7 protein-coding genes are annotated in these 26,041 nt (G+C 30.7%); all 7 read right to left on the bottom strand.

Annotation, left to right across the window (positions count from 1 at the left end):
• Positions 1-795 precede the first annotated feature (795 nt).
• Positions 796-2,418: a hypothetical protein gene (locus Arg41_RS04125; protein WP_092343513.1), complete on the bottom strand. Its 1,623-nt coding sequence runs from the start codon at positions 2,416-2,418 to the stop codon at positions 796-798.
• 1,000 nt (positions 2,419-3,418) lie between these two features.
• Positions 3,419-6,559 carry a hypothetical protein gene (locus Arg41_RS08160; protein WP_092490497.1) on the bottom strand — a complete coding sequence of 1,047 codons (3,141 nt, stop codon included), beginning with the start codon at positions 6,557-6,559 and terminating at the stop codon, positions 3,419-3,421.
• 648 nt (positions 6,560-7,207) lie between these two features.
• Entirely contained in the window at positions 7,208-10,783 is a 3,576-nt protein-coding gene (locus tag Arg41_RS04115; RefSeq protein WP_092343511.1) for a hypothetical protein, read from the bottom strand.
• Positions 10,784-12,121: 1,338 nt separating this feature from the next.
• Positions 12,122-18,196 carry a hypothetical protein gene (locus tag Arg41_RS04110; RefSeq protein ID WP_242641398.1) on the bottom strand — a complete coding sequence of 2,025 codons (6,075 nt, stop codon included), beginning with the start codon at positions 18,194-18,196 and terminating at the stop codon, positions 12,122-12,124.
• A gap of 186 nt (positions 18,197-18,382) precedes the next feature.
• Positions 18,383-20,236, bottom strand: coding sequence for a hypothetical protein (locus tag Arg41_RS04105; RefSeq protein WP_172792665.1), 1,854 nt, complete (start codon positions 20,234-20,236; stop codon positions 18,383-18,385).
• Positions 20,143-22,782 carry a hypothetical protein gene (locus Arg41_RS04100; RefSeq protein WP_092486041.1) on the bottom strand — a complete coding sequence of 880 codons (2,640 nt, stop codon included), beginning with the start codon at positions 22,780-22,782 and terminating at the stop codon, positions 20,143-20,145. The genes Arg41_RS04105 and Arg41_RS04100 overlap by 94 nt, the downstream gene beginning before the upstream one ends.
• A 514-nt stretch (positions 22,783-23,296) precedes the next feature.
• The gene (locus Arg41_RS04095; RefSeq protein WP_092343506.1) at positions 23,297-25,051 is read right to left on the bottom strand and encodes a hypothetical protein; all 1,755 of its coding nucleotides are present in this window, start codon (positions 25,049-25,051) and stop codon (positions 23,297-23,299) included.
• Positions 25,052-26,041: the final 990 nt, after the last annotated feature.

The following is a 26,041-nucleotide window of genomic DNA, read 5'->3' as shown; positions in this document are numbered from 1 at the left end:
TATCATTTCAAAAAATAAACCACACACATAACGGTCAATTATATCCATACTCCCAATAAAATAAAAACTACCCATCAAAAATTAATAGTACAAAAACTTAATTTGCAATAAAATTTCCTAGAAACTTTGATTCATATTATCAAGCTCCGGCAACACATTACCATAATAACTACCAGATACTAGGATATTAAAAATTACTAAGTCAAAGATGCCATAAGCAAACTATAAATCACATGCTCATGTATTTCCATAGTTGTGATATTAATATCAAATCTAATAAAGGATTACTAGTGATTTAAAAATAATAAATTTATGTATAATCTCTTCCCATATTAAATTGTATTATCCACTGATGCAGAAGAAATTTTTTATATAATTCCATTATAGTTAATAGCATTAAAATTTTATTATGAATTGTAAACATAAACTTTACGATTGCAAATTTATTAACGTAATTTTTCTCAGATCAAGATGCGAAAAATCTATTACTAATATGAAGACAATAGTTAGTAACACTACGATATACCAATTGAAGCCATGTAATACACCCACAATATTTTTATTTTTCTATAATGAGACGACCAATAAACATTCTTCATCATCCTCAAAATAGGGTACAAATTTTAAGTTACACTATATTTACCTCAAATCTACCTTACGGCAATCATTTCCATACAAAAACTATAACCCTAAAAAACATAAAATCAACTATCAAAACACCCCAATATACACAAACATCTTATAATAAAAATTCATAATTTAAATAAACTATTATCCAACATAAATTTCTTACTCTTACTCATCTTCATCACTTATACATTCGATAAAATTACAAACACCAGACTCATCAGAATATTTTTTACTATCTATAACCGTACTCCACAATCGACCAAAATTACTTAACAGATACCTATAAGATTTTCTCATAATATCACTCAAAGACATACACCTCTCTTTATAAGTAAGACGTCTAATTATGCTATCGCCCCCAAGCTTACAAAACGATGCCCTTGATTTAGATAAAATACTACCTATTTCCACACGTTTCCTCTCCATAATTGGATAAATTTCTTTTTTGATGATAGGTAATAACTTAGTCGATACCTTCACCCAAGGCAGCAAATCAACTCTTCCTTCACATACAATTTCAGTAAATTTATTAATGATACACCTTTTAATTTCAGCATAAAATTTCTTCTTAACACGAAAAATACTAACATCATCTTCAAAATAAAAATTTATTCTAAAATCACCACCCTTAACACCACCATACACCGCACCAACATCGTCACTTACCACAGAAGCCACACTATCGCTAAAATTCCCACCCAAAGAAGAAAGAACCTCACCAAAGGATTTGCTACATAAGCACATTAATGATCTATCCACAATTCTTTTAAGGTCAGTTAAAACGGTGAATTTTTCATCATCAGAAATAAATCTATCAGTTTCAGAATTAACTACGATACGTGCCCTAGATATAACAGAATATAATTCTTTGATTTCATCTTCAAGAATATCCTTAACTTCCACTTTAGCAATAGGAAACAATTCTTTAGAAACCTTAGACCAGGTAAATACACCGATAATACTACCATCACTAAATTGGTGCTTATCACTTATCATGGCATTAAATTTATCACACAATCTAGATCTAATACGGGATGAAAACTTCCTCCTGATACTACAAATATATTTTTTATCCTTACAAGAAAGATTAATTCCAGAAATACCATTTCTATATTTTCTGTCAATTCTTCTTTTTGGAAATTTAGCCAAACGCCTCCATGTAAAATTAATAATGCCATGTAATCTTTTATTAATAGACACTTTGGCACGTTCCATAAGATCATTTTTTTCATCGTTAGTAATTACTCTAACCATATGCAAAGAAGAAACACCATACTCATAAATATCAACTACACGCACCATTGATAAAGCTTTATCAATTTCTTCATATTGATCTTTCATAATTTTCTCAACGGATTTAATAGCAATCGGAAGGATTTCGTGAGATACGAGATACCAAGAACAAGTGCTTTCCATACTAGAATTCACAATTATAGATTTATCATTCAAAATTTTAAGAAAAAGCTTGGTAAGGCATTTTTTAATCTTCAGTGAAAACTTCCTTCTTATTCGTGAAATAAGTTTATCATCATCAGAATTAATATTAATACCCCATCTATCAACAATGAGATTGTGCGACTCCAAATTCAGCAAAGAAGAATCTAAATTTTCACTAGCACTAGAATAACTATGATAGTAATTTTCTTCTACCCCTAACTGAAGTTGTGATATAGAAGGGGAAATGATTAGTAAATCACTACCTTCAACGACAACAGACTCTGGGTTACTTTTATTCCCTACACCGGAATCATTTTCATAAATAACATAATAACAACGCTTTACAAACATACAATAACCGCCCATGTTAAAAAATCACAGCAACAACTATACGTATACTACTGTCATGATTGTTAATACTATTATATTTTTCTTTTTTTATGTAATTTGTTTGATTAATAATATAGAAAATTTTTTATTATTATATAAGACAATAAATCATAATTACATAATTAATTATCAATAACATTATTGATAAAACTATACTTACTATCAACAATACAAACCTATACTACAACATGGTGATTCAACTAAAATAGGAAAAAAATATAAATCTCAATACACTTAATTTAATTAAATTAATAACTTTTCCTTACTCATTACTTTTATAGGGTAACATCAAATTATTTTTTGATTAATAACATATTTCTATCACTAACTAGACAAATAAGTAATTCATGAATAAGACATACAGCACCAAACTAAAATTTTATAAAAACATATTAATAATTATATATAATTTTTTATAAAATAAACCTCATTAAATTTGCTATTATTTTTATCAAGCTACCAAACTTTCTACCTAACACCATAAATACTATCCATAATACTGACTTTGCAATCTTCTCTCCACAAAAACCAACATAACCCACATTATCTTTTAAATAAAAATCTTCTCCCTACTACTTTAAAAATACTCTCATTAGGAAGACTCAACCTTCACCCTTTAGAATGACATTTATCTATTAATATATTATCCCCCCTACTAACAATAATATGAGGTTTAGATGTAACCATCCCCAGCAGCCTACTTTATCCTTCAAGAGTAGCGTTGATATAACACATAAAGCAACCAACCAAACAAACATAGGATCAACCTATGTGAAATTAAAAAATTACCATAATCAACATAGAAAATATAAGGTTTTTAAACCAAGACTAATACAAAAATTACTAAAAAACTAACTTAATCATTTCAATCTAAATCTTCCTCAGTGCTTCACTCAGATATTATCTTAATATTTGCTATAGCAGCTTCCAGTAGAATACTGTACATGATGTTATAGGAAAACTATTTTCTTTCCCGCAGCAGATCCCAAAATTTCTTAAAATCGTTTAAGATACGCGCACGCGAATACTTAATAATTCTCCCCAAAGACAAACTTGCCTCCTCAAAAGTAAGTACTCTAGTAACAGCAGAACCATCTGCATTACAAAACACAGCTCGTGAGTCGGACAAGATAATTTTTATTTTTTCAATCCCCCTTTCCATAATTGGCCCAATTTCTTCTTTGGCAACAGGCAAAATCCTTTTAGATACCTTTTCCCAAGGCGATAAATCAATATCCCCATCACGTAACATTCTAGTAAATTTATCAATCACGCATGACTTCATCTCATCGTACAAAACCTTCTTAGCATGGGAAATAATAATATTATCCTCACGAGAGAATTTAATTCTACAAACATTTAACCTTCTTCTTCTACTTCCAGTTCCAGTTCCAGTTCCAGTTCCAGTTCCAGTTCCACTTCTACTTCTACTTCTACTTCTACTTCTACTTTCTGTAAATACTGAACTGAAATTGGTATCCGCCATAGAAATAGCACTATCACTGTAATCTGATTTTAAAGAAATAACAAATTCCCTAAACAATCTACTGCATAAATACCTCAACGATTTATTAATAATTACCAAAACTCCTTCCAAAACAATAGATTTTTCCTCATCTGTAATTTCTTTATCAAACTCACAATCCACCATCACTCGTGCTTTAGATAAAATTTCTTCTACTTCCATCATTTCATCTTCAATAATATACTTAACTGCCTCTTTAGCTATTGGAAGCAATTCTTTAGACATCTTTACCCAAGAAAAAACACCAACGACACTACGGTCACTAAATTTATACCTGTCCTTAGCCGCGACAATAAATTTATCATGTAACTTATCCCTAGTAAGAGATGAAAATTTCCTCCTAACACTATAAATAGCAGCACTATCCTTATAACTAAGATTAATTACAGGTACTATTTTTTTATGACACTTATCCGATATTCCCATTGGAATTTTAACAACATCCGTCCACACTAGCTTAACTATAATATGTAAGTTTTTATATACAAATACTTTTATACATTCCACAAGATCTTTTTTTTGATCATCCGTAACTTTTCTAACAACACCAAAAACATAGTCATATTCATAAATATCTACCACTCGCACTTCAGATAAAGATTCATATAATTCCTTAGAATACTCTTCAATAATTGGCCTAACCGATTCAAGAGCAATCGAAATCAACTCACAAGAAACAGGACGCCACGAACAATTACTTATTACATTTCCGCTCGAAAACACAAATTTTTTTTTCAACATGCCAGAAAAGAGTTCACTCAGATAATCTTTTACCGTTAATGAAAACTTTCTCCTTATCTGCAATAAAAACCTGTCATCATCAGAATGGATATTTAATCCCCACCTGTTAATCATACTATCATTAGGATCAAGTTCTAAGTAATCAAGTACTTCTGCAAATAACCTACGACACAAATCAATTAATGAACTATCCAAAAGTTTAATCATTTTTCCTAAAACTAAAGATTTTTCTTCATCTGTAATCTCTCTATCACTTTTGGAATCAACTATCATACGAGATTTAGATACAATTACCTCTATCTGTTTAATTGTATCCTCGGTAATGTTTTTAATTTCTATTTTAGCTACTGTAAGCAAATCCCTAGATGCAATTGACCATTTCAATTTACCAGTGAAATCACTGTCACCAAATTTATATTTATCAGTCATAATAACAATAAATTTATCACGCAACATATCTTTCACACTAGATAAAAATCTTCCCTTAACAATATTAACTGCAACCTTATCTTCGCAACAAAGACCAGATCCTAAAGAATCAAGTATTTCTCTAAACAACCTGCAAGATAAGTCCTTTAATGATCTATCCAAAAACCTCACAATTTTTTCAAAAATTACACATTTTTCCCCATATGTAATTTCTCTATCACTTTTAGAATCAACCATCACACGAGATTTAGATATAATTACCTCTATTTTTTTAGCTGCATCTTCGATAATATCTTTGGAATTTTTTCTAGCAATGGAAATTAGTTCAATAGAAATTAATTCCCTAGATAAGCGTGGCAAAGTTAAATTACCAATAATATTATGATCACTAAATTGACACCTATCTTTTATCTTGGCATTAAATTTATCATATAATCTATGTCTAGCATGGATCAAGAATTTGCTCCTAACAGCATTAATAGCCCCCCTATCCTCGCAACGAAGATCACTTAATGAAATGCCATTAACACACTCCTCATCCCCACAAAAATCATCACAAATACTTTTGGGTGGAATTTCTGGTTCAACCCCCCATAGTAAACTGATTAGTTCAGATAATCTTCTAGATAAACTTACCTTAATCTCATTTGTAATATTATTTTTTTCATTGCCCTTAATTTTTACAATACCATTTTTACATTCCCTATAATCGTTATCTTTAGAAAACTCAATAGCAAATTCAACAAGAGAATCAATTATCTCATCTAATCCTTTATTCGTTACTACCTTAACACGATTTATAACATCCCTTTTTTCATCAGCCTTAATTTTTCTAACAGCATGTATATAAGAATTATGCTCACAAATATCTACCACACGTAGCTTAGATACAATTTTATATAATTCTTTATACTGTTCTTTCATGATTGGCTTAACCGATTTCGTCGCAATTGACACAAACTCGGAGCAAATAATAGACAAAGAATAATCATTAATTATATTATTATTTGTGGAGCCCATCTTATCCTTTAACATACCTAAAAATAGCTTTGTAAAATTATCTCTTATTTGAAGCAAATACCTTTCTCTTATTTGCAAAATAAATTTGTCGTCATCAGGATGAATATTTGATCCCCACCGACTAACAATAGATTGATCAAATTCTGAACTTGTAGAAGATAAATCATCTTCATCTGATGATAAAGGTGGCATCAATAAAGAATAACCGTCATCAGAAGATAAATCATCTTCATCTGATGACACAGGTGGTATCAATGAAGAACAACCAACTAATGTGTTGCTAATCAATATATTACTGCTTTCAGCCACAGAAGCCCCTAACTTATAACGTCCATCGTCTACATTAAAGTCACCTTTAGGCGTAGCAGCCATATTTTTAAAACACATACTTGTACCATTCATATTAATAATTACAATCCTTATACTCACACGAGCACAAAAATAACTCTACACTCACTAAAAATCAAAATACCACTTAACTTTTTTAGTTGCAGATACTTAGACAAAAATACCATTAATACACATATTAACCTATCACACATATTTTTTATCTAACTATCATGACATCAACATTTTAATCGCTCATAACAAATAAAAATATCAAACACCAACTTACAACCCCCTTCTATTATAATTAACTATACTTAGGTCTTCAAATGTTTTTAAAGTGATTTAAATCACACCATTCTTATAAATTTATTAAAAAACATACACACTCGTAATATACCAGCAATACTTCATATGGTTTGATCATAAAATTTAATAACTTACTGTATTAAAATCAATATTATGGTGTGGTACTCACAATTAATATTTAATACTCAATTGAACTAAATATGAAGAACATTACTTTAAGGGTATAAAACTTCCATCTTTAATACATGATTAATTGCCGCAACAATAGAAATCAACATACATTCGAACACAACAGATCATGGCTCACAATCTATATTTCCTAAATTGCAATTACATACTTTATAAACATGACAATTAGATAATACTGACTACTTCATTCATAAAATTTTTCTTAATTTCCTAAATTTCACTCTTGCCATCACACTCAACCACAGCAAACCCATCCACAATATTAGGTGACGACAATAACCTAATAAATTCTTGATAACGTTTCTTAACAAGATGATCTCTATCATTATCTATGCTATCCATGAATGATTTAAAAATATTTTTACTCTCATCATCAGTAATAAACCTGTCATCACCAAATGTATTAACCACTTTTGCACTCAACAATAATGACTCAACTCTATACAAAAAACCTCCTTCCTTAAATAAATTATAACTCCTTTCTGACACAGATAATATTGCATCATCTAATCCTGACGATAATGTATCAATATTTGTTAAAGAATAAAAAACTTCATCTATGATTGGACCTAGGTTTCCAATAAATTCTATCCTTATATTAGTAAGCTCTTCTTTATATACATCCTTTAGCTCTATTGACTTTACCGATGCTAAAGATTTACCATCATCATTATATTTAGATATCTCATATACAGTAGTACTACATGGAATACACTTACCGTGTCCTCCTGGAAATTCTCCTACCGATGATTTTTTCGATAAAGATTTAGTAACTCTACGCCAAAGTCTACTTAAATTATGCAGTTTACAGACACATCTCATAATAGCTCTCAACATAATAGATCGCTCTTTAGAAGTTATTTTTCTAATTATGCTCGTCCCATCAGGTTTAGGAAACACAGCTCGCGATCTCGTTAATATCTTATTTATTTCTATTTTCTCCATTTCAACTATTGGCTTAACCTCTTCTTTAACAATGGGAAAAATATTTTTAGATATATCACCCCAAGGTTGTATGCCAATTACAGTACCATCATCAAATTCATACCTAAGATTTATCATTTCACAAAACTTACTACTAATACGTTCATTCATCTTAGCAGCAAATTTTCTTCTAACTCTATAGATAACACGATCATCTTCATGATAAAGCTTAAACGCGGAATCATCGACTTTATCACACTCATAAGTACCTTCCTCGAAACTAACAGTATCAACAAAATTGCCAATATCAACATAATTATATCTAACAAATTCAAGAACGTCATACCATACTTTTCTAAATAACTGCTTTAACTCCCTATCTATTAATTTCTCAATATTTGCCAATGCAATACTCTTTTCTTTGTTTGTAAGCTTTCTCTCAACCATAGGGCCAAGAGCAACACGTGCCTTGGATAAAATAGATCTCAACTCTGCACGTTCGTCTTTTAGAAAGTGTTTAACCTCCCCTTTGGCAATTGGCAGTACGTCTTTAGATACTCTAGGCCAAGAAAAAATACCAATAACAGTACCATCAACAAATTTACATTTATTATTTATCATCTCAGTAAACTTACAATATATAGTAGATTTTATCTTGCGGGAAAATTCTCTCCTAGTATTTAAAATAGCAACACTATCTTCATAACGAATTTTAACTTTGGGAACAATATCTTTTTCTTTATGATTACATAAAACTGAAGAATTAGTTACAGATATCCATGATACCCTAATAGAATTATATAATCTCCTACATATAAAAGCCTTAGCTCTAACCATGATATTATTTTTTTCATCATCTGTAATCCTTCTCCCAGAAACACAAAAATTAACATCACCTTTATTAGTATCCAATACATATGATTTAGATAAAATTTCATCTAATTCTTTATACTGTTCCTCCATTATTTTCCCAACTGATTTTTTAGCAATTGGAATCAATTCATTAGAAAAAAGTGCCCAAGAATAGTCTCCTTGTGGCTTGGCAGTTGCAAAAATAGACCCATCTTTAATCATATTAGAGAATAATTTACGAAGATGAGATCTAATATTTACTGAAAATTTTTTCCTAATAAACAAAATAAGCCTACTATCATCAGGATGAAGATTAACCCCCCATAAGTTAATAGATTCAGAAACATCTTCTTCAAAATACTTTGGAGATTTGATAGATCTAGCCCACAACTTGCCAAAATTAATCTTCTTGTATATACATTTCATAACAATTTTCAGAACAAGACATACCTCCTCATATTTAAAATTTCTAGTAATACTGCTCCCGTTATATTTATAGAATACTGCTTCCGATTTTAATAATACCTCATTTACTTCTGCACGACCTCTTTCTATAATTGGCTTAATTTCTTCCTTAACAACAGGCAATATTTTTTTTGATACCTTACCCCAGGGAGATTTATCAACTAAATTAAAACAATCAAATTTATCTTTATCACTTAATATCTCAACAAATTTAGCACGGATACATTTATTTAAATCAAATAAAATACTTCTTTCGATATCATTAACATAACAATCATTGCAATAAGAAATGGATTCATCCTTAAGTTTAATTTCCAAACTACCATCACTACCGGCGCATCTTACCGATATTATATTATAAATAGCATTTGACAAAACATCTTCAACACCCTCACTTTTATCCCTAAAAAACTCAACTAAATCATCCCAAACATTACTAAACAAATTATTTAGTTCCATATTTACAATTTTATCGATGTTTTTCAAAACAATAGATTTTTCTTTATTTGTAATTACTCTATCAGAGATGTAATTAATCACTACACGTGATCTAGATAAAATTATTTTTATTTTCTCACTTCCATCGTTAAGGAAATACTTTACTTCATCTTTAGCAATTGTTAACAATTTTTTGTTATCACTGAAACAAGAAAAATTATTAACAATATTAATACCATCAAATTTATATTCATTTTTCATGATTTCATAAAATTTATTACGTATAATTGGTTTAATTTTAAACAACAATTTCCTCTTATAACTAAAAATAGCAATATAGTCACTGCAACGAAGTCTAACTCCAAATTCACCTTCTATGTATCCTCTATCAAGATATTTATAGATACTTTTGTTATCAATTGATTGTGGGATCTTAGCTACTCTCTCCCATGACAATTTAATGGAATTTAGAATTATCCTACATATAAATTCCTTCGCGCGTTCCATAACAATGTTTTTTTCATCATCTGTAATTGCCCTAATAACATTATAAAAACCACCATTTTTATTAGAATCTACCACGCGTGCTTTAGAAAATACTTCATATAATTCTTTATCCTGCCTTTCTAAAATTGGCTCAAGTGATTCAATGGCAACTGGTAGCAATTCATCACAAAAAAAATACCAATCACAATTAGATATCACCTTTCCACTTGTAAGAACACAGTCACCATTCATCACACTGGAAAATAACCTAAGAAGATGGTCATTAACTATGTTATAAAATTTTTTCCTGATAAAAAAAATAAGTTTATTATCATCATGATGTATATTTACCCCCCACATATCAATAATAAACTCATTTAATTTAATTCCCAATGAAGAGCAATTTAACTCCAAAGGAACTAAGAAAACTACTTCTGATCTGTAATGCACTTTAGGAAAATCAGACAACGAAACACCATCAACTATTGGTGCTAATGAAGGGTCTGTACCCAATTTATATTTCTGAAGATAATGATCATTCTCATCATCTTTATCAGAACATGCACTATAAGTATCCTGATCAAAATAATGTTTATTTTCATGATCACAAACAATATCCATATTTCTACCCTGTATAATTCACATGGCAAGCAATACTATTAAGTAACTTATAATTCTGAAATCATAAATTACAACACATATATATCATATTTTTTCATAAAACCATGACTAACTAAATTACTAATAAAAACATAATTCACAAAAACCTACAAAACACTATAAAAAACCACCACCTTCTTGAAAAAATGGTAGCTCCTATTAAAAAGATAACATTATACCATCTTAAATAAGATACTAATTGTCGAGAGAATAACAAACTACCAACTTTATCTAGAACCTAGATTTACAATAAATTCTAGGCGAATATTATCAGTATCTGATTTATATATTATACTAATAGTAAGTATTATTAATAAAATAAAAGCGTCTTCGATTAAACAGTAACCTATCTAACAAGAATCTACTATCTGATTCATGGCAATTGATTTTTATCAACTTAGAAACTAAACCTCGTGATATAAACAAAGTTGATATTTAAATCTAGTATATCGACATCATAGCAATCAACAAGGTAACATGCCTATCGTGAAATTATTATATTAGCGCCATAAAATTTATAAAATAACTATATTGATTGCGATAATACATTATTTATTTCTGAATATTACTTTTATATAACTATCTTAATACATTATATGGCAATAGGAAATTATTTTTTAGAAATAGCGCTCCAGAAACACATACCTATAATAGTACTGTCATAAAATTTGTGAATATTTTTATCAAACTGATAAATTCACTACAAATATGCTTATTTATCTTAGATAAAAATTTATTCTTATCATTATAAATAACTATTTTCCAGCACCTAAAAAAGCAAACATATCAATAACTATAAAACCATCAAACCCATATCTATTGCTCACAATATCACCAAATCTATCACCCCCCAATAAATCAAGTAATTATAAACCCGATAACAATAACTTCACTCTACTAAAAAATATCCGTCTTTGAATAATCATCAGCAGCAAATACAAAATTTACCAAAAATAGAAAATCAAACAACTATCTCTAGATCAAGCACTATTATAATAGGAAAAATTATGATTATAAACTACACAGAACAAGACAAATTATTTGAGAAAAAACAGTAACATTATTAAATTTATTGAAAACGTAGATATATTGCCTAGCATATTATATCCATGGGAGAAATCAAATTATTTTTATTTCTACCTCATAACAACTCAATTACATTGCCAAAAAGTAGAGTTAATTTTTCAAATAAGCAAACAATATACTACAAACATTAGCTCCCAAAAAATACAATTTCTTTGATCCCAAATCAATAACAATTCAATCGCAGAATCAGAAAATAATTTAACAGGTATATTCCTACCCAAACATATGGAAACTCATCAATTCTCCAGTACGTTTCTTAGCGAGATAATCTCTGTCGCTATCAATACTATCAACAAACACTCGAAAAATAAATTTCCTCTCTTTTTCATCAAGAAGTCTCATTTTTTCAGATGATTCAATTACCATTGCATCTAATAAAATTGATTCAACCCGATCAAAGAAACCTCCTTCTTTAAATAAAATATTGCTCCTATCTGCCATAGTTGATATCACTTTATCTAAAATAACACCTCTACCAGATGAAGAAAGATCAAGATCTAATAACAACAACCTAACAACTTCATCAATAACAGATGCTAACCCCCCAACAAATTCTAACCTAATATTGTCAAGTTCAGATTTATCTGAGTCCCTAAGATCTGATAAACCAACTGGAGATGGCTTATCGATAGATTTAGTCATTTCTAATTCTGATTCATTAACATTATTAGCCACAGCATCACTATCATCCACTGAACCTTTAATCTTGGATGATCTTATTACGCTACGCCATACTCTACCAAAAGCATCTATTGATTGCCTATATACTAGTTTCATAACCATTTTTATAATATTTGACCTTTCCTTAGATGTAAGATCTCTTACATCTATACTGGAGCAATCATGTGAAGAAATCACCACGCTTGACTTCAACAAAACCTCATTTATTTTCACATACTCCTCTTTCATTATTGGCATAATTTCTTTTTTAGCAATGGGTAACAATTTTTTCGATATTTTTACCCAAGGAGACATATCTATTACAGTATGATCATCAAATTCATATTTTGTTTTTAACATTTCACAAAACTTATTTCGAACACAATTTCTCATATTGGAAGAAAACCTCTTCCTTATGTTTAAAATAGCATTATCATCCTCTCGACGAAGATTGAATCCAGCTAATGAGCCAATTGTACTATCAGACTCTGCTGATCCTAACAAGGAATCAAGAGAAAATAACTCCCCAGAACCTCCAGAACCTCCAGAACCTCTATATTCTGTGGCAGGAAAAATATCTACAGTAGAACCAATATTATCATAACGATCCCACAAAGAAGTAACTACATCTTCCCAAACCTTACCACACAAAGCTTTTAATGAAGAATGAACAAGTTTCATAATATTACTTAGAACAGTAACTTTCTCTTCATTTGTAATTTCTCTATCAAGCTTGCAATTAATAACTACACGTGATCTAGACACAACTCCGTCTAATTCTTTATACTCATCTGCAACAATGCACTTAATTTCCTCTTCAACAATTGGAAACATTTTCTTTGATATCCTAAACCAAGCAATCTTATCAATAACGGTACCATCATCAAATTTGTACCTATTTTTTAGCATTTCACTAAACTTAGCACAAATAACAGGTACAATTTTAGACGAAAATTTTTTTCTAATCCTTAAAATAGCTGCATTATCAACACAACTAATATTAACCCCACATGTGTCACATGCATTACCTACACTTTCTTCATTAATATCTTCTGATGTATAATGATGGTCACCACATTTTGAATTCTTAACTACATCCAACCACACCAACCTAGCGGAATATCTTAATTCTCTATATACAAACTTCTTAGCACGCCGCATAAGATTATTTTTTTCCACAGCAGTAACCTTCCTAACAACACACGAACAACTATCATTTTTATCAAAATCTACCACACGCGCTTTAGATAAAAACGCATCTAACTCTTTATATTCATTTTCAATAATTGGGTCTATAAATTCTAAAGCAATCGGATATAACTCACCAGAAATAAGGGGCCAAGAACAACTGCGCAATACTTCTCCATTTGAAAGCAAAGTTTTTGTAGACAACATACCGGAAAACAATGAGCGAAAACTACTCTTAATCTCCGTTGAAAATTTTCTTCTTATAAATAAAATGATCTTATCATCATCAGGATGAAGGTTCAATTTCCACTTGCTAATAATTTTATCTGCACTTAAACCTAAAGAACAACAATCTAATTCCACAGGCATTGTAACATCTAACATATCTACATCTTTAACTGTAGATTCAGACGTAGAATCTGTATAGGCTTTAGATTTATAATTTTCCGTAATCTTAACCAAATCTACCCATACTTTCCTGAACAAATCTTTAGTTTGACGATCCGCACTACTGATAGCAAGCCTCAAAATACTAGCTTTTTCCTTAGATGTAGCTTCTCTAGTACCTAATGAAGAAATATCAAACCCACCGATATCCTCCACTATACGTACTTTAGATATAAGTTTAGATAATTCCAAACGTTCCATATCTAGAAAGTGCTTAACCAATCCTTGAGCAACTGGAAATAGTTTTTTTGAAATTTTATTCCAACTAACTCTACTAATAACGGTACCATCTGAAAATTTATGCTTTCCACTTATCATGTAAAAAAACTTATCCCAAATAATTTTCCTAGATTTAGCTGAAAAGCTCTTCCTTATATATAAAATATTATACCCATCCTCAGGATAAATCTTAAATTTTAGCCTGTTTTCTATAGTGCGAAGATAATTACCACCTTTAGATACATGATTCCAGGAAGAAGTAATACGAGAACAGAAACCTTTTACCATATCATACAAAGAGGTATATAAAAAACTCATTAATGATTTGTACATATCATTGGTAACTAATTTAACAATTGATGATCTACATCTTTCTATAACATCAGCCTCATAAATTTGATATTTCCATATTATTAACTCATTAAAAAAACTACTAAAATTATCCTCTACTGCCTTTTCAGTTAACATTTTATCAAATTCTTTTCTGATAAAACGACTCAAATTTATTAAGATTTTTTTAATATCACTAAAAGGATTAGGACTGTAACTACAAATACTCATGCACCTGGAACGAATATTTTTTTTCAATACATCACTATAGCGTTCAACGAAATCACGTACCATCATATCAATCTTAGTAACAGCCATAAAAGAAATATACTCATCAAACTTACAGGTAAACGCAGCGGGATGAGTAATATGAGGCAAACTAATTCTACTATACCGGTAAGAAGCAAAAAACGGATCACTATAATCAATAAACGAAACTAATGATAATAATTCTTTATTCTCACTACAAAAATCATGCCAATATTTTATTATTCTAACCATAATTAACTTCTCTAATTTGGTAATAAAAAGCAAGAATAATTGTTCCATCTCAGAATAGCTCATTTTTCGTTCGCAACTACCAACTGTAACAACAGAATCAAAAATAATTATTATTGTTGCAGGAATAACCTCAGACTGCAAAACATCAATACATTTATCTCTCAAACTATACACATGCTGGGAAAAAGAATAACAAATTTTATCCATTAATAGGATTACATTTACATTCTTACTACCTAAATCTCTTAAGAAATAAAAACTAGAACATAAATTAGTTAAAATAGAATCGACTTTATTTAGAAAATCGATCTTGTGCTTGATCATAGTAGAAAAAAAATTGTCAGAAAACCGATACCCACATTTAACAGCATGTGCCATCAAAAAATTATCGTCACAATCTTTTGATATTTCTTTAAAATTAACATTATATCCATACCCTTTACATAAATCTTGTAATAGTTGATGATGTAAATATGGGACACCAACTGCACTAGAAATTGGGTTAGAAACAAATGAATCCACCTTAGTTAACAATGCTTGTGACGACGATGATTCTGTGGAATTATGATGGGCTCTATCCATGCTCTCTTCACCAATAGACCCAGTATTGTCACTTCCTCCGCCCTCAACAATTTTTGATATTTTAACTATATCCAACCATGCTAATCTAGCAGAGCATTTTAGTTCTTTATCTATAAAAATTTTAGCACGTTTCATAAGATGAATTTTTTCCTCTTCTGTCGTCTTCCTAACAACAAACGAAGAAGAATTATTTTCATCAACATCAACTACACGTGCCTCAGATAAAAATCTTTCTAATTCCTCACACTCATCTTTAATAATTGGTTCAAGTGAACTCATAGCAACTGAACATAAATCTCCAGAAACAACAGACCAAGAACACCTGCAAATAACTTTACCACTAGGAAGTATAGATTTTTTCTCTAGCATACTAGAAAACAATCTATAAATATTATATCTAGTATCTACAGAAAATTTTCTCCTGACAAATAAAATAACTTTATGATCATCAGGATGAAGGTTTAATCCCCATTTATTAATAATCTTACGTGTACTAACATCAGACGAGTAGCAGTTTAATTCTATAGGCGATGTAACAGCTACTGGCAATTTGCCTTGTACGACTGAGGAATCAAAAATCAACGAATCCTTATCTTTTACGGTAGAATCAAATACATGATTCAATTTCTCTTTGGCTTTATTATCTTCTGTAATCTTAGTTAAATTTATCCATATTTTCCTAAACAAACATTTTGTTTTAAGATCTGTAATCCTAGTAGCTAGTTTTAAAATAATATTTTTCTCACCAAATGTAGCCTCTCTCGTGCCTGATGAGGAAAAATCAAAAGTGCAAATATCATCCACTATACGCAACCTAGATAAAATTCTAGATAACTCTAAACGTTCCATGTCAAGAAGGGGTCTAATTGCCCCCTGAGCAATTGGAAACAATTTTCTTGAAATCTTGCTCCAAGCAACTTTACTAATAACTGTACCATCAGAAAATTCATGCTTTTCCCTTAACATTTCGACAAATTTATTCCAAACAACTTTCTCATATTTAGAAGAAAATTTTCTCCTTAAAGATATAATATTATAACTATCCTCAGGATGAATTTTAATCCCCATCTTATTTTCTATAGAGCGCAAATAATCACTACTACTGGATACAATTTTTCCAGAAACCATTATATAGGGATGGAAATTTCTAATCATGTCATACAAATAATTATGCAAAAAATATACCAATGATTTGCGCATATCACTAATAATTGATTCCAATATTACTTCTGCAACTTTATAGTCTACAACTTGATCTCTCCATATTATTAACCCACTCAAAAAATCATTAAAATGATCCTTAATACTATCTTCTATTATTCTTTTATCGAACTCTGCTTTTATCAAAAATTGCAATTCTTTCACTAATTCTCTAATATCACTATAGGAATCAGAACTATAATTACAGATATGTGTGCACTTGGAACGGATAATTATTTTCAGAACATCAGAACACTTTTCAACAAAATCACTCATCATTACATCAATTCTAGCAACAGCTATAAAAGATATATATTCCCCAAACTTATAGGCAAAAGCAGCAGGATGAGTAATATTGGGCGAATTAATACCATCATAATGGTAAGCATAATAGAATGGATTGCTATAGTCGGCAGTTGGAATTAATGATAATAACTCTTTATTTTGATTACAAAAATCTCGCCAGTATTTCATTATTCTGGACATTATTAAATTTTCTAACGTGGTAATAAAACGCAAAAATAATTGTTCCATCTCAGAGTATGTCATTTTACGATGACAACCTCCATCAATCACGATAGAGTCAAAAATACTCTTTATTGTTATAGGAATAATCTCAGATTGCAAAACATCAACACATTTTTCTCTCAAATTGTATACACATTTAGAAAAAGAAGAACAAATTTTATTCATTAGGTATATTATATTTACACTGCCATTACCTAGCTCTTTTAAAAAATAAAAACTCCCACATAAATCGGTTAAAATAGAGTCAATTTTATTTAGAAAGTTACTCTTATGCTCACCCATAACTGATAAAAAATGTTCGGTAAATTTATATCCATATCTAATAGCGTGATCTTGTAAAAAACTATCATCGTAAGATTCTGATATTGTATTAATGTTAACGAAATACCCATAACCAGAACATAAATCTTGCAAAAATTTATTATATGAATACCCAATAACCGAATTAATGGGAAGTGATTCTTTAGCTAGTACCAGTGTAAACGAAGACTCATCATTGATTTTAACTAACTTGCAGTCATCTTTGGGTGTAGTAACTAGTTCAGACAACGTGACTTTACAATCTTGATCAAAATAATACCGACATACATTATTAGAAACATTATCCATACAAACAATACTTTTATTCCTCACAGCAACAGCAGTATGACAACTTCAAAATTGGTTAAGAAGTTCACCACATCTAGAATACAAAGATAATTCGTTTTTAGGATTATACAATACCCTTTTCGTAAGGGCACAGATACTATAACCAGAAAAAAAATGTAAAAACATTTACATTTGCAAATATGATTAAAAGATATTATTCATTGATGATAGTTAAATCATAGAATCAACAGATGACCTGCCCTTAGACTCAAGCTTGGGGAAAACGGCATTCATCAATTCCACGGTACGTTTTCTAAGAAGGTAATCTCTGTCACTAGCAACGCTATCCATAAACAATTTAAAAACAGAACTCCTCTCATCAGCAGTAAGAGATCTACTATTTTCAGAATATTTGATTAATTTTGCAGATGATAATAATAATTCAACTCTGTCAAAAAAACCTCCCTCTTTGAATAAACTATCACTTCTTTTAACTATATCTGAGGACACATTAACCAAAGCAGATGATAGATCTTGCGAACCAACATTTAATAACAATGAACTAAAAGTTTCATCAGCAGCTGCCCCCAAATTTCCAATAAATTCTAGCCTAATGTTATCAAGCTCTGCTATATCTACTTCTGCAAGATCCAGTAAGCACACTGATGAATGATTATCATCGTCTAATTCAGCCATTTTTGATACTTCCACTTCAGAAAAATTACAACTATCTTTTCCTAGAAACTTAATTACACGACCCCATTCCTTCCTAGATAGCACCATAGATCTTCTATACACATGTTTCATAATAATATTAAGAACATTAGATACTTCATCCAATCGCAGAGATCTAGTAGCAAAAGCACAACCAGGAGAATAAACAACTACACGCGATTTCAACAAAACATCATTTATCTTTACACGCTCATCATCTATGATTGGTTTAATTTCTTTTCTAACTATGGGCAACATATTCTTCGATACTCTACTCCAAGAAGATCTATGAACAACCATACCATCTCCGAATTTTTTCCCCTCTTTTATCATTTTGATAAATTTATCGCTAACGCATTTACCAACTTTTGATAAAAATTTCCTCCTAATACTTGAAATAGCCATATCATCTTCATAATATAAATCAACTCCTAGACCACCATCTCTATCTCCTGAGCCTAAAATATTACCTGTATCTTCCGAGTCTAAGCACATAGCACTTGCCACATTAATATTTGAAGAATATTTATTGCCAGCACAGACCTCATTCGTAGATCTTACAGAAGATCTAACACTAACACAGTCTTTTTCTAAAGAATGAAGAACCTCAACCCATGCTTTACTAAATGTGCTCCTTAATTCTCTATTTACAAGCCTGCCAATCTTTTTCAAAACAACGCCTTTTTCTTCGTTTGTAATCTCTCTATCAACTTTAGAATTAACCAACACTCGCGACTTAGAAACAATTTCCTCTAGTTCTTTATTTTCATCATCAATAATATGCTTAACTTCATCTCTAGCAATAGGAGAAAGTTTTTTAGAAAGCCTAGTCCAAGCAAAACTACCAATAAATGTATCATCATCAAATTTATAATTATCTTTCATCATTAAGATAAATTTATTACGGACAACGAACATAACTTTAGACGAAAATTTCCTCCTGGAAGCAAGTATGGCAACATTATCACTATACCGAAGTTTAACTCCCCAACTACCTCCTATAGAGCATCCATCAAGCTCTCCAGACGTCTCCTTATACCCATACTTCATACCCCTCGAAGTCTTAGTAACAGCTACCCATGCTCTCCTAACAGAAAACACCAAGCCCTTATCTATAGACTTCCTTACACGTCTCATAAGGTGATTTTTTTCATCAACTGTAACTTCCCTTATGATGTAAAAAAAACTACAATTCTTAGTAAAATGCACTATGCGTGCCTTAGAAAATGCAGAATCTAATTCTGCAATCCTACCCTCAATAACAGCCTTAAGTGACTTCAACGCAATTGGGAATAATTCCCCAGAAACAAGCCTCCAAGGAAGGCAAGACACCACCTTACCACTAGGAAGAACCACAGCCCGATCCAGCATACCAGAAAATAATGCACGAAGATTGTTGGCAACAACTCTTGAAAAGACTTTTTTAAAAAAAAAAACTTTCTGTCATCATCAGGATGCAAATTTAACCCCCATTTACTAATAATTAGATTTGCCTCACTTACTGAAGAAACATAGGTTAACTCTGCAGGAACTGAGCTAACTAAGCGCAATTCTGATTCATCCATAGAATTTTTTGACACTGACGCAGCAGATAAATTTATCCAAATTTCTCTAACACAAATCCTCAGCCACCTATACATTAGTACCTTAGCTCGTTTGATAATATTATTCTTTTCATCATCTGAAACCTTCCTAAAAATGAACGACGAAACATCATTTTTACATAAATCAACCATACGAGACTTAGATAAAAAAATCTCCAATTCCACACACTCACTATTAACAAATGACTCAGATGATTTCAGTGCAACCCTATACAACTCACCAGACACCATACTCCAATGAGAGTCAGACACAAATTTACCCCCAGAAAGTGTAATTTCTCCCTCAAAAATGCTATGAAGTAGCCTGTGAATGTGATCTCTAATTTTTTCTGAAAAGTTTCTTCTAATGAATAAAAAAGCATTACCTAATGAGGCGTAATTTATACGATCAATAGTTTCAGTTGTTATAGGTAACTCACCTTGTCCCAATGAAGTAAGAACCAACAAACTTCCATTCTTAACTATAAACGGCAATAACGTGCAATCTACATCAACACCTAAATCTGCATCATAATTATTAGAGCATTCACTAAGATCATAAATAGAACTAATGCATCTAAAGCTACCAGTGCTACTAGTTTTTTTATATTTTATTAAATCCCCCCAAACGTCTCTAAGTACATTCTCAGTTTGAGTATTAGAATCACTAGCAGCAATTCTTAAAATACTATCTTTTTCATCAGATGTAGCTTCTCTTGTTCCTTCACAAAATCCATCAAATATACCAACATCCTCTACAACACGAGCATTAAACAAAACTCTACGTATCTCTAATAATTCGTCATCAATAAGAAAGCTAACAGTTTCTTTAGCAATTGGAAGCAATCTTCCTGAAATTTCCTCCCAATCAACCATAGCAATATGGGTGCCATCTGAAAACTCATATTGTCCACTTATCATAGAACAAAATTTGCCCCAAACAATTAATTTAGATTTAGACAAAAACTTACTTCTGATAAAAGAAATATTATAGTTGTCGTCTGGATGAAGCTTAATTTTCCATTTACTTTCAATGCCACATAAAAAACTGCTATCCGCAGAGTAATCTATTTTAGATAGAAGAATCATCTTTGGTTGATAATTTTTAATTATTGAACACATGTAATTCGTCATATCGTACATTAATGATTTATATATATCATTAACAACCAATTTAGTAATCAATAGTGTATTCTTTTTTACGACCTTACCCCCCCAATTAGGAGAATCCCATATCATCAATTTATCAAAAAAAATAGCAAAATTCTTTACAAAATTCTCTTCACTTATTTTTCTATCAAATTCCTCTTTGATTAAGATATGCAAACCATTACGCAAAGCTATAACATCAGAATAAACTCTAGAACTATAATTATATATATAGTAACAACTACAATGAACAGTATCTTTCAATACATCTACACACTTTCTAACAAAATTACCCTTCATTACATCAATACTATAAAGAGCCATAAAAGAAATATTAACACCAAACTTATGTACAAAAGCGGCAGGATAATTAATTTTGGGTAACCGAACACCAGAATAATACGCACAAGCAAACGGATTGCTATAATTAACAGTAGGAGTTAATAAGAAGAGAGATTTATTTTTATTACAAAAATCTTTCCAGTATTCCATTATCCTTACTGCAATTAATTTCTCCAATACAGTAATAAAATATACAAACAATTGCTCCATCTCCTGATATGTCATTTCACGTTCTGAAATGCAAACAATATCCTTGGAATCCAAAATACTACTTATTACCACAGGAATAATATCAGACCGTAAAACCTCGATACACCTAGGTCGCAAATCATATACGTTTTTGGAAAAAGAAGAACAAAATTTGTTAACCAAATCAGTTACGCTTAATGTGTCACCATCTAAGTCTTTTAAGAAAGAAAAACTGCCGCATAAATCAACTAAAATGGAATTAATCTTTTCCATAAAGTTACGCTTACTTTTAAGCATAGTTGATAAGAAATCTTTGGTAAGTTCATAGCCACATTTGACAGCATACACATGTAAAAAATTATCATCATAAGTTTGAGATATCTCATCGAAACTCACACTATATCCATATCCAGAACACAAGTCTCGCAGTAACTCGTTGGACAAACATGAAACGCCATTAGCATTGTAACTATGGGGATAGGAACTAACAACAGTGGAATCTGTATTTGGTATAGCTTGTACTAATAATGGTTGCAAATCACCACCAACGGAAACATCACCATTACCTAAAAAAACATTGTCTGTGTAAGAACAAGAACTCCGAAAACGTTGATAAAGATGGCACTGAAATACATAATGGCTAATATTGTTCATACCAATAACACTCTTCTGTATACATAGGTAAAAGCACTTCAAAATTCGACACAAACTAGGATTTAGTATTATCGTTATTAAGCATCAATGCAGTTGTGCAGCAAATCTAATATAAACACAAGTCGTTATATATATGCACTACAAAATAACAATCAACCTACAAGCATCATTATCCCATACTTATGACAATAACAAGCAAGAAAAAAATACCAGCACAACAACACACCATGCCCCAAAACACCGTGGTCAATCCACAAATTTACAACAAAAACAAACACTAAAACTCTAACCCAAATTAAAAATTTAAAACCAATCACTACACCAAATATACCTACAATATAATCCCGGAACATGAAACAGAAATTATAGCAACAACAAGAATTAAACAAACCACACCCACTAATAACATCCTTCCTATGAGAACTATTTTAAAAATTATTAATTAAATATATACAAAACCTCAAGATCTAAATAACAAAAAATATTAAAAAACATCTAGAATCTGCCAAAACTGTCAATTAACCAAACCGCGCCACACGTTAGAAAACAAACTTGTACATCTTTTTCTCACAGTTGCCATAATCTTTCCAAAAATAACTTCCCTTTCAGAAGAAGTAAGCTTTCTGGTTGCACTAGAATAAATCCCAGGCGTAGAAACAACTACCCGAGCTTTCATCAAAACTTCATATATTTTTTCTCTCTCTTTTTCCAAAAGCGGTCTCACTAACTCCTTAACAACGGGAGAAATAACCTTAGAAATCTCTGGCCAAGAATAATTGTCAATAGTACGACCATCAGAAACTACATATCCACTAGATATAATCTCACAAAACTTTTTCCTGACAAGATCAGACATATCAGATGAAAATCTCCTTCTTATATTTAAGATAGCAGCATCATCCTCATAATGGAGATTATTCTCAAATTTACCATCAACAACAATATCGTTAGAACATCTAGCACTCCCATCACTTTCATGCAAAAAAGACTTAAGTATATCCGACCACACCTTCCTAAAAGAATACCTAGCTTCTACATCCACGAGTTTCATAATTTTGTTGAAAACACTGCTTTTTTCTTCAACAGTAAGTTCCCTATCAATTTTATTATTAGCAACCGCTCGCGATTCGGATATAATTCTCTTCAGCTCTACCCTTTGAGCATAAAGTATATGCTTAACTTCTTCTTGAGCAACGGGCAATAATTTTCTGGAAACCCTAAACCAGGAAAATTTACCTAGAACAGTATCATCTTCAAATTTATATCCATTTCTTAGCATTTCACGAAACTTAGCACCAACAACTGATAAAATATTACGTGAAAATTTCCTTCTAGTTTTTAAAATACTGCTATTGTCACTACCGCGAAGTATTACCCCAAAATCATCCTTTCCGCACTCAACACACTTACTTCTGCTAAATACTATTTTAGATGCATCTACCCAAGCTGATCTCGCACAAAATCTTAAATCTTTATTAACAATCCTTTTAACACACTCCATAACATGAGTCTTTTCTTCACTAGTAGACTCTCTAACACTACAAAAACCATTATCATCACTAAAATCAACTATACATAGTTCCGATACGACAACATCCAGCTGGGTATATTCATCATTAATAATTGAATCAACAAACTCTTTTGCAACAGGATATAATCCAATAGATATCTTGCGCCACGAACATTCCTCAACTACCCCACCACCGGGAAGAGTAGCTCTAGACCTTAACATACCAGAAAAAGACGAACAAAGACTATCTCTAACGTAGCCTGAAAATTTTTTCCTGACAACTGAAATAGAATGATAGTCTTGGGGATATAAATTCAACCCAAACTTACTAAACATTTTATCTGGTTTAATGTTCAACGAATCATAAGAGTATTTCATATCTTCTAAAGAAACTAAAAGAAACCCATTACTCTTTAAAAGAGTTTTATCAATCAACCGACAACAATCTACAACAAGCGGTTTGTACTCAGAACAAGAATTACCAAAATTATAATTATTATCACCGTCTCTTTCTAGTGAAGGCAAGCACTGCGACCCCGGCGTATATTGCAATTCTGGTGTAAGTTTTTTTTCTGATGTGATTTTGGCTTCCGGAGCACCTTGCAACCCAATGAATACAGGGGAATAACTTCTATCTTCATCAAACTCGCAGACAACCAACTTAAAGTCATCTGTATCTTTACTTGACGCGCAATTACTCTCAACATCACCAACTTGAGAAATATGGCATCCAAGTTCATTCACACATAAGCTATCCATAATACCTACAATTCCTCGTTGCGTTATTTGTCATAAACCAGAAAAGATAATACTATTCCCAAAAAATCGAATACCAATTTTATCACAACAATGAATGATATAAGAACTAAATCATATTAGATTTGTTTTAGAAAAATTACGTCTATACTAGTAGCATAAAAATAAGAATGTTATGCATAAGTTATTTTTAATCACTACATCAATACCTACGCATAATTTTAACGTTACCACCCACTATTGTATTGTTGTATTTAATTTGCACAAATTGCATCGCATATCTAGACATTCAAACGAGGATGATAATATTAGCTTAAAAATAATAACATCATAACTCTATATCAAATAATAATAAGTCTTACCGAAATAACATGCATCACTACAAAATAAATGTCATTACTTTGATAAAATATAATACCCAGCAATAACAGTGCCATTATCTAAGTTTATAATTTCACATAATTTAATTACACCAGCATTGATAAATTAATCAAACTCTGACCTTTTTCTTTGAATGAGATAACGATATTCAGCAACCATCCGGTGAAAAATATAAATCAGCAAGAAATTTACATAAATTAGTTACAACTTCTATACTGATAATGACACCAATACCCCATCACAAAATAATATGTATCATCGCACGTAAGCCTGCCTATCACATCTTACAAAAACTTACTACTACATAAGCTTACAAATACAATATAGTTTATATCTTACACAATGGGTCCCAGAAATTAATACCATCTACATTATTAATATGAACATATCATGGAATAAAAGTTCCACCAATCCTATCAAACATAAACCGAAAAATATAAAATTATAGAAAGATAAAAACGGGAAAAAATCATCAATTATAATTACGTAAATACTATCTTTTTCCAACCATTACATGACTAAGAACTAAAGTATCTATTAACACATTTATTTTGCATACATCTCTTCAGTAATGGTTTAAGCTATCACGGTTCTAGAAAAAAACAAACAAGG

The sequence above is a fragment of the Candidatus Ichthyocystis hellenicum genome (assembly GCF_001460935.1).
Classification (GTDB): Bacteria; Pseudomonadota; Gammaproteobacteria; order Burkholderiales; family 2013Ark19i; genus Ichthyocystis; species Ichthyocystis hellenicum.
Note: the sequence above shows the minus strand (reverse complement) of the source record. Positions and strands in the feature narration are given on the sequence as shown.

Excerpts from the sequence above, each read along its gene's own strand:
- Arg41_RS04125 (WP_092343513.1), bottom strand. The coding sequence starts at position 2,418 with ATGTTTGTAAAGCGTTGTTATTATGTTATTTATGAAAATGATTCCGGT.
- Arg41_RS08160 (WP_092490497.1), bottom strand. The coding sequence starts at position 6,559 with ATGTGTTTTAAAAATATGGCTGCTACGCCTAAAGGTGACTTTAATGTA.
- Arg41_RS04115 (WP_092343511.1), bottom strand. The coding sequence starts at position 10,783 with ATGGATATTGTTTGTGATCATGAAAATAAACATTATTTTGATCAGGAT.
- Arg41_RS04105 (WP_172792665.1), bottom strand. The coding sequence starts at position 20,236 with ATGCTGGATCGGGCTGTGGTTCTTCCTAGTGGTAAGGTGGTGTCTTGC.
- Arg41_RS04100 (WP_092486041.1), bottom strand. The coding sequence starts at position 22,782 with ATGAACAATATTAGCCATTATGTATTTCAGTGCCATCTTTATCAACGT.
- Arg41_RS04095 (WP_092343506.1), bottom strand. The coding sequence starts at position 25,051 with ATGGATAGCTTATGTGTGAATGAACTTGGATGCCATATTTCTCAAGTT.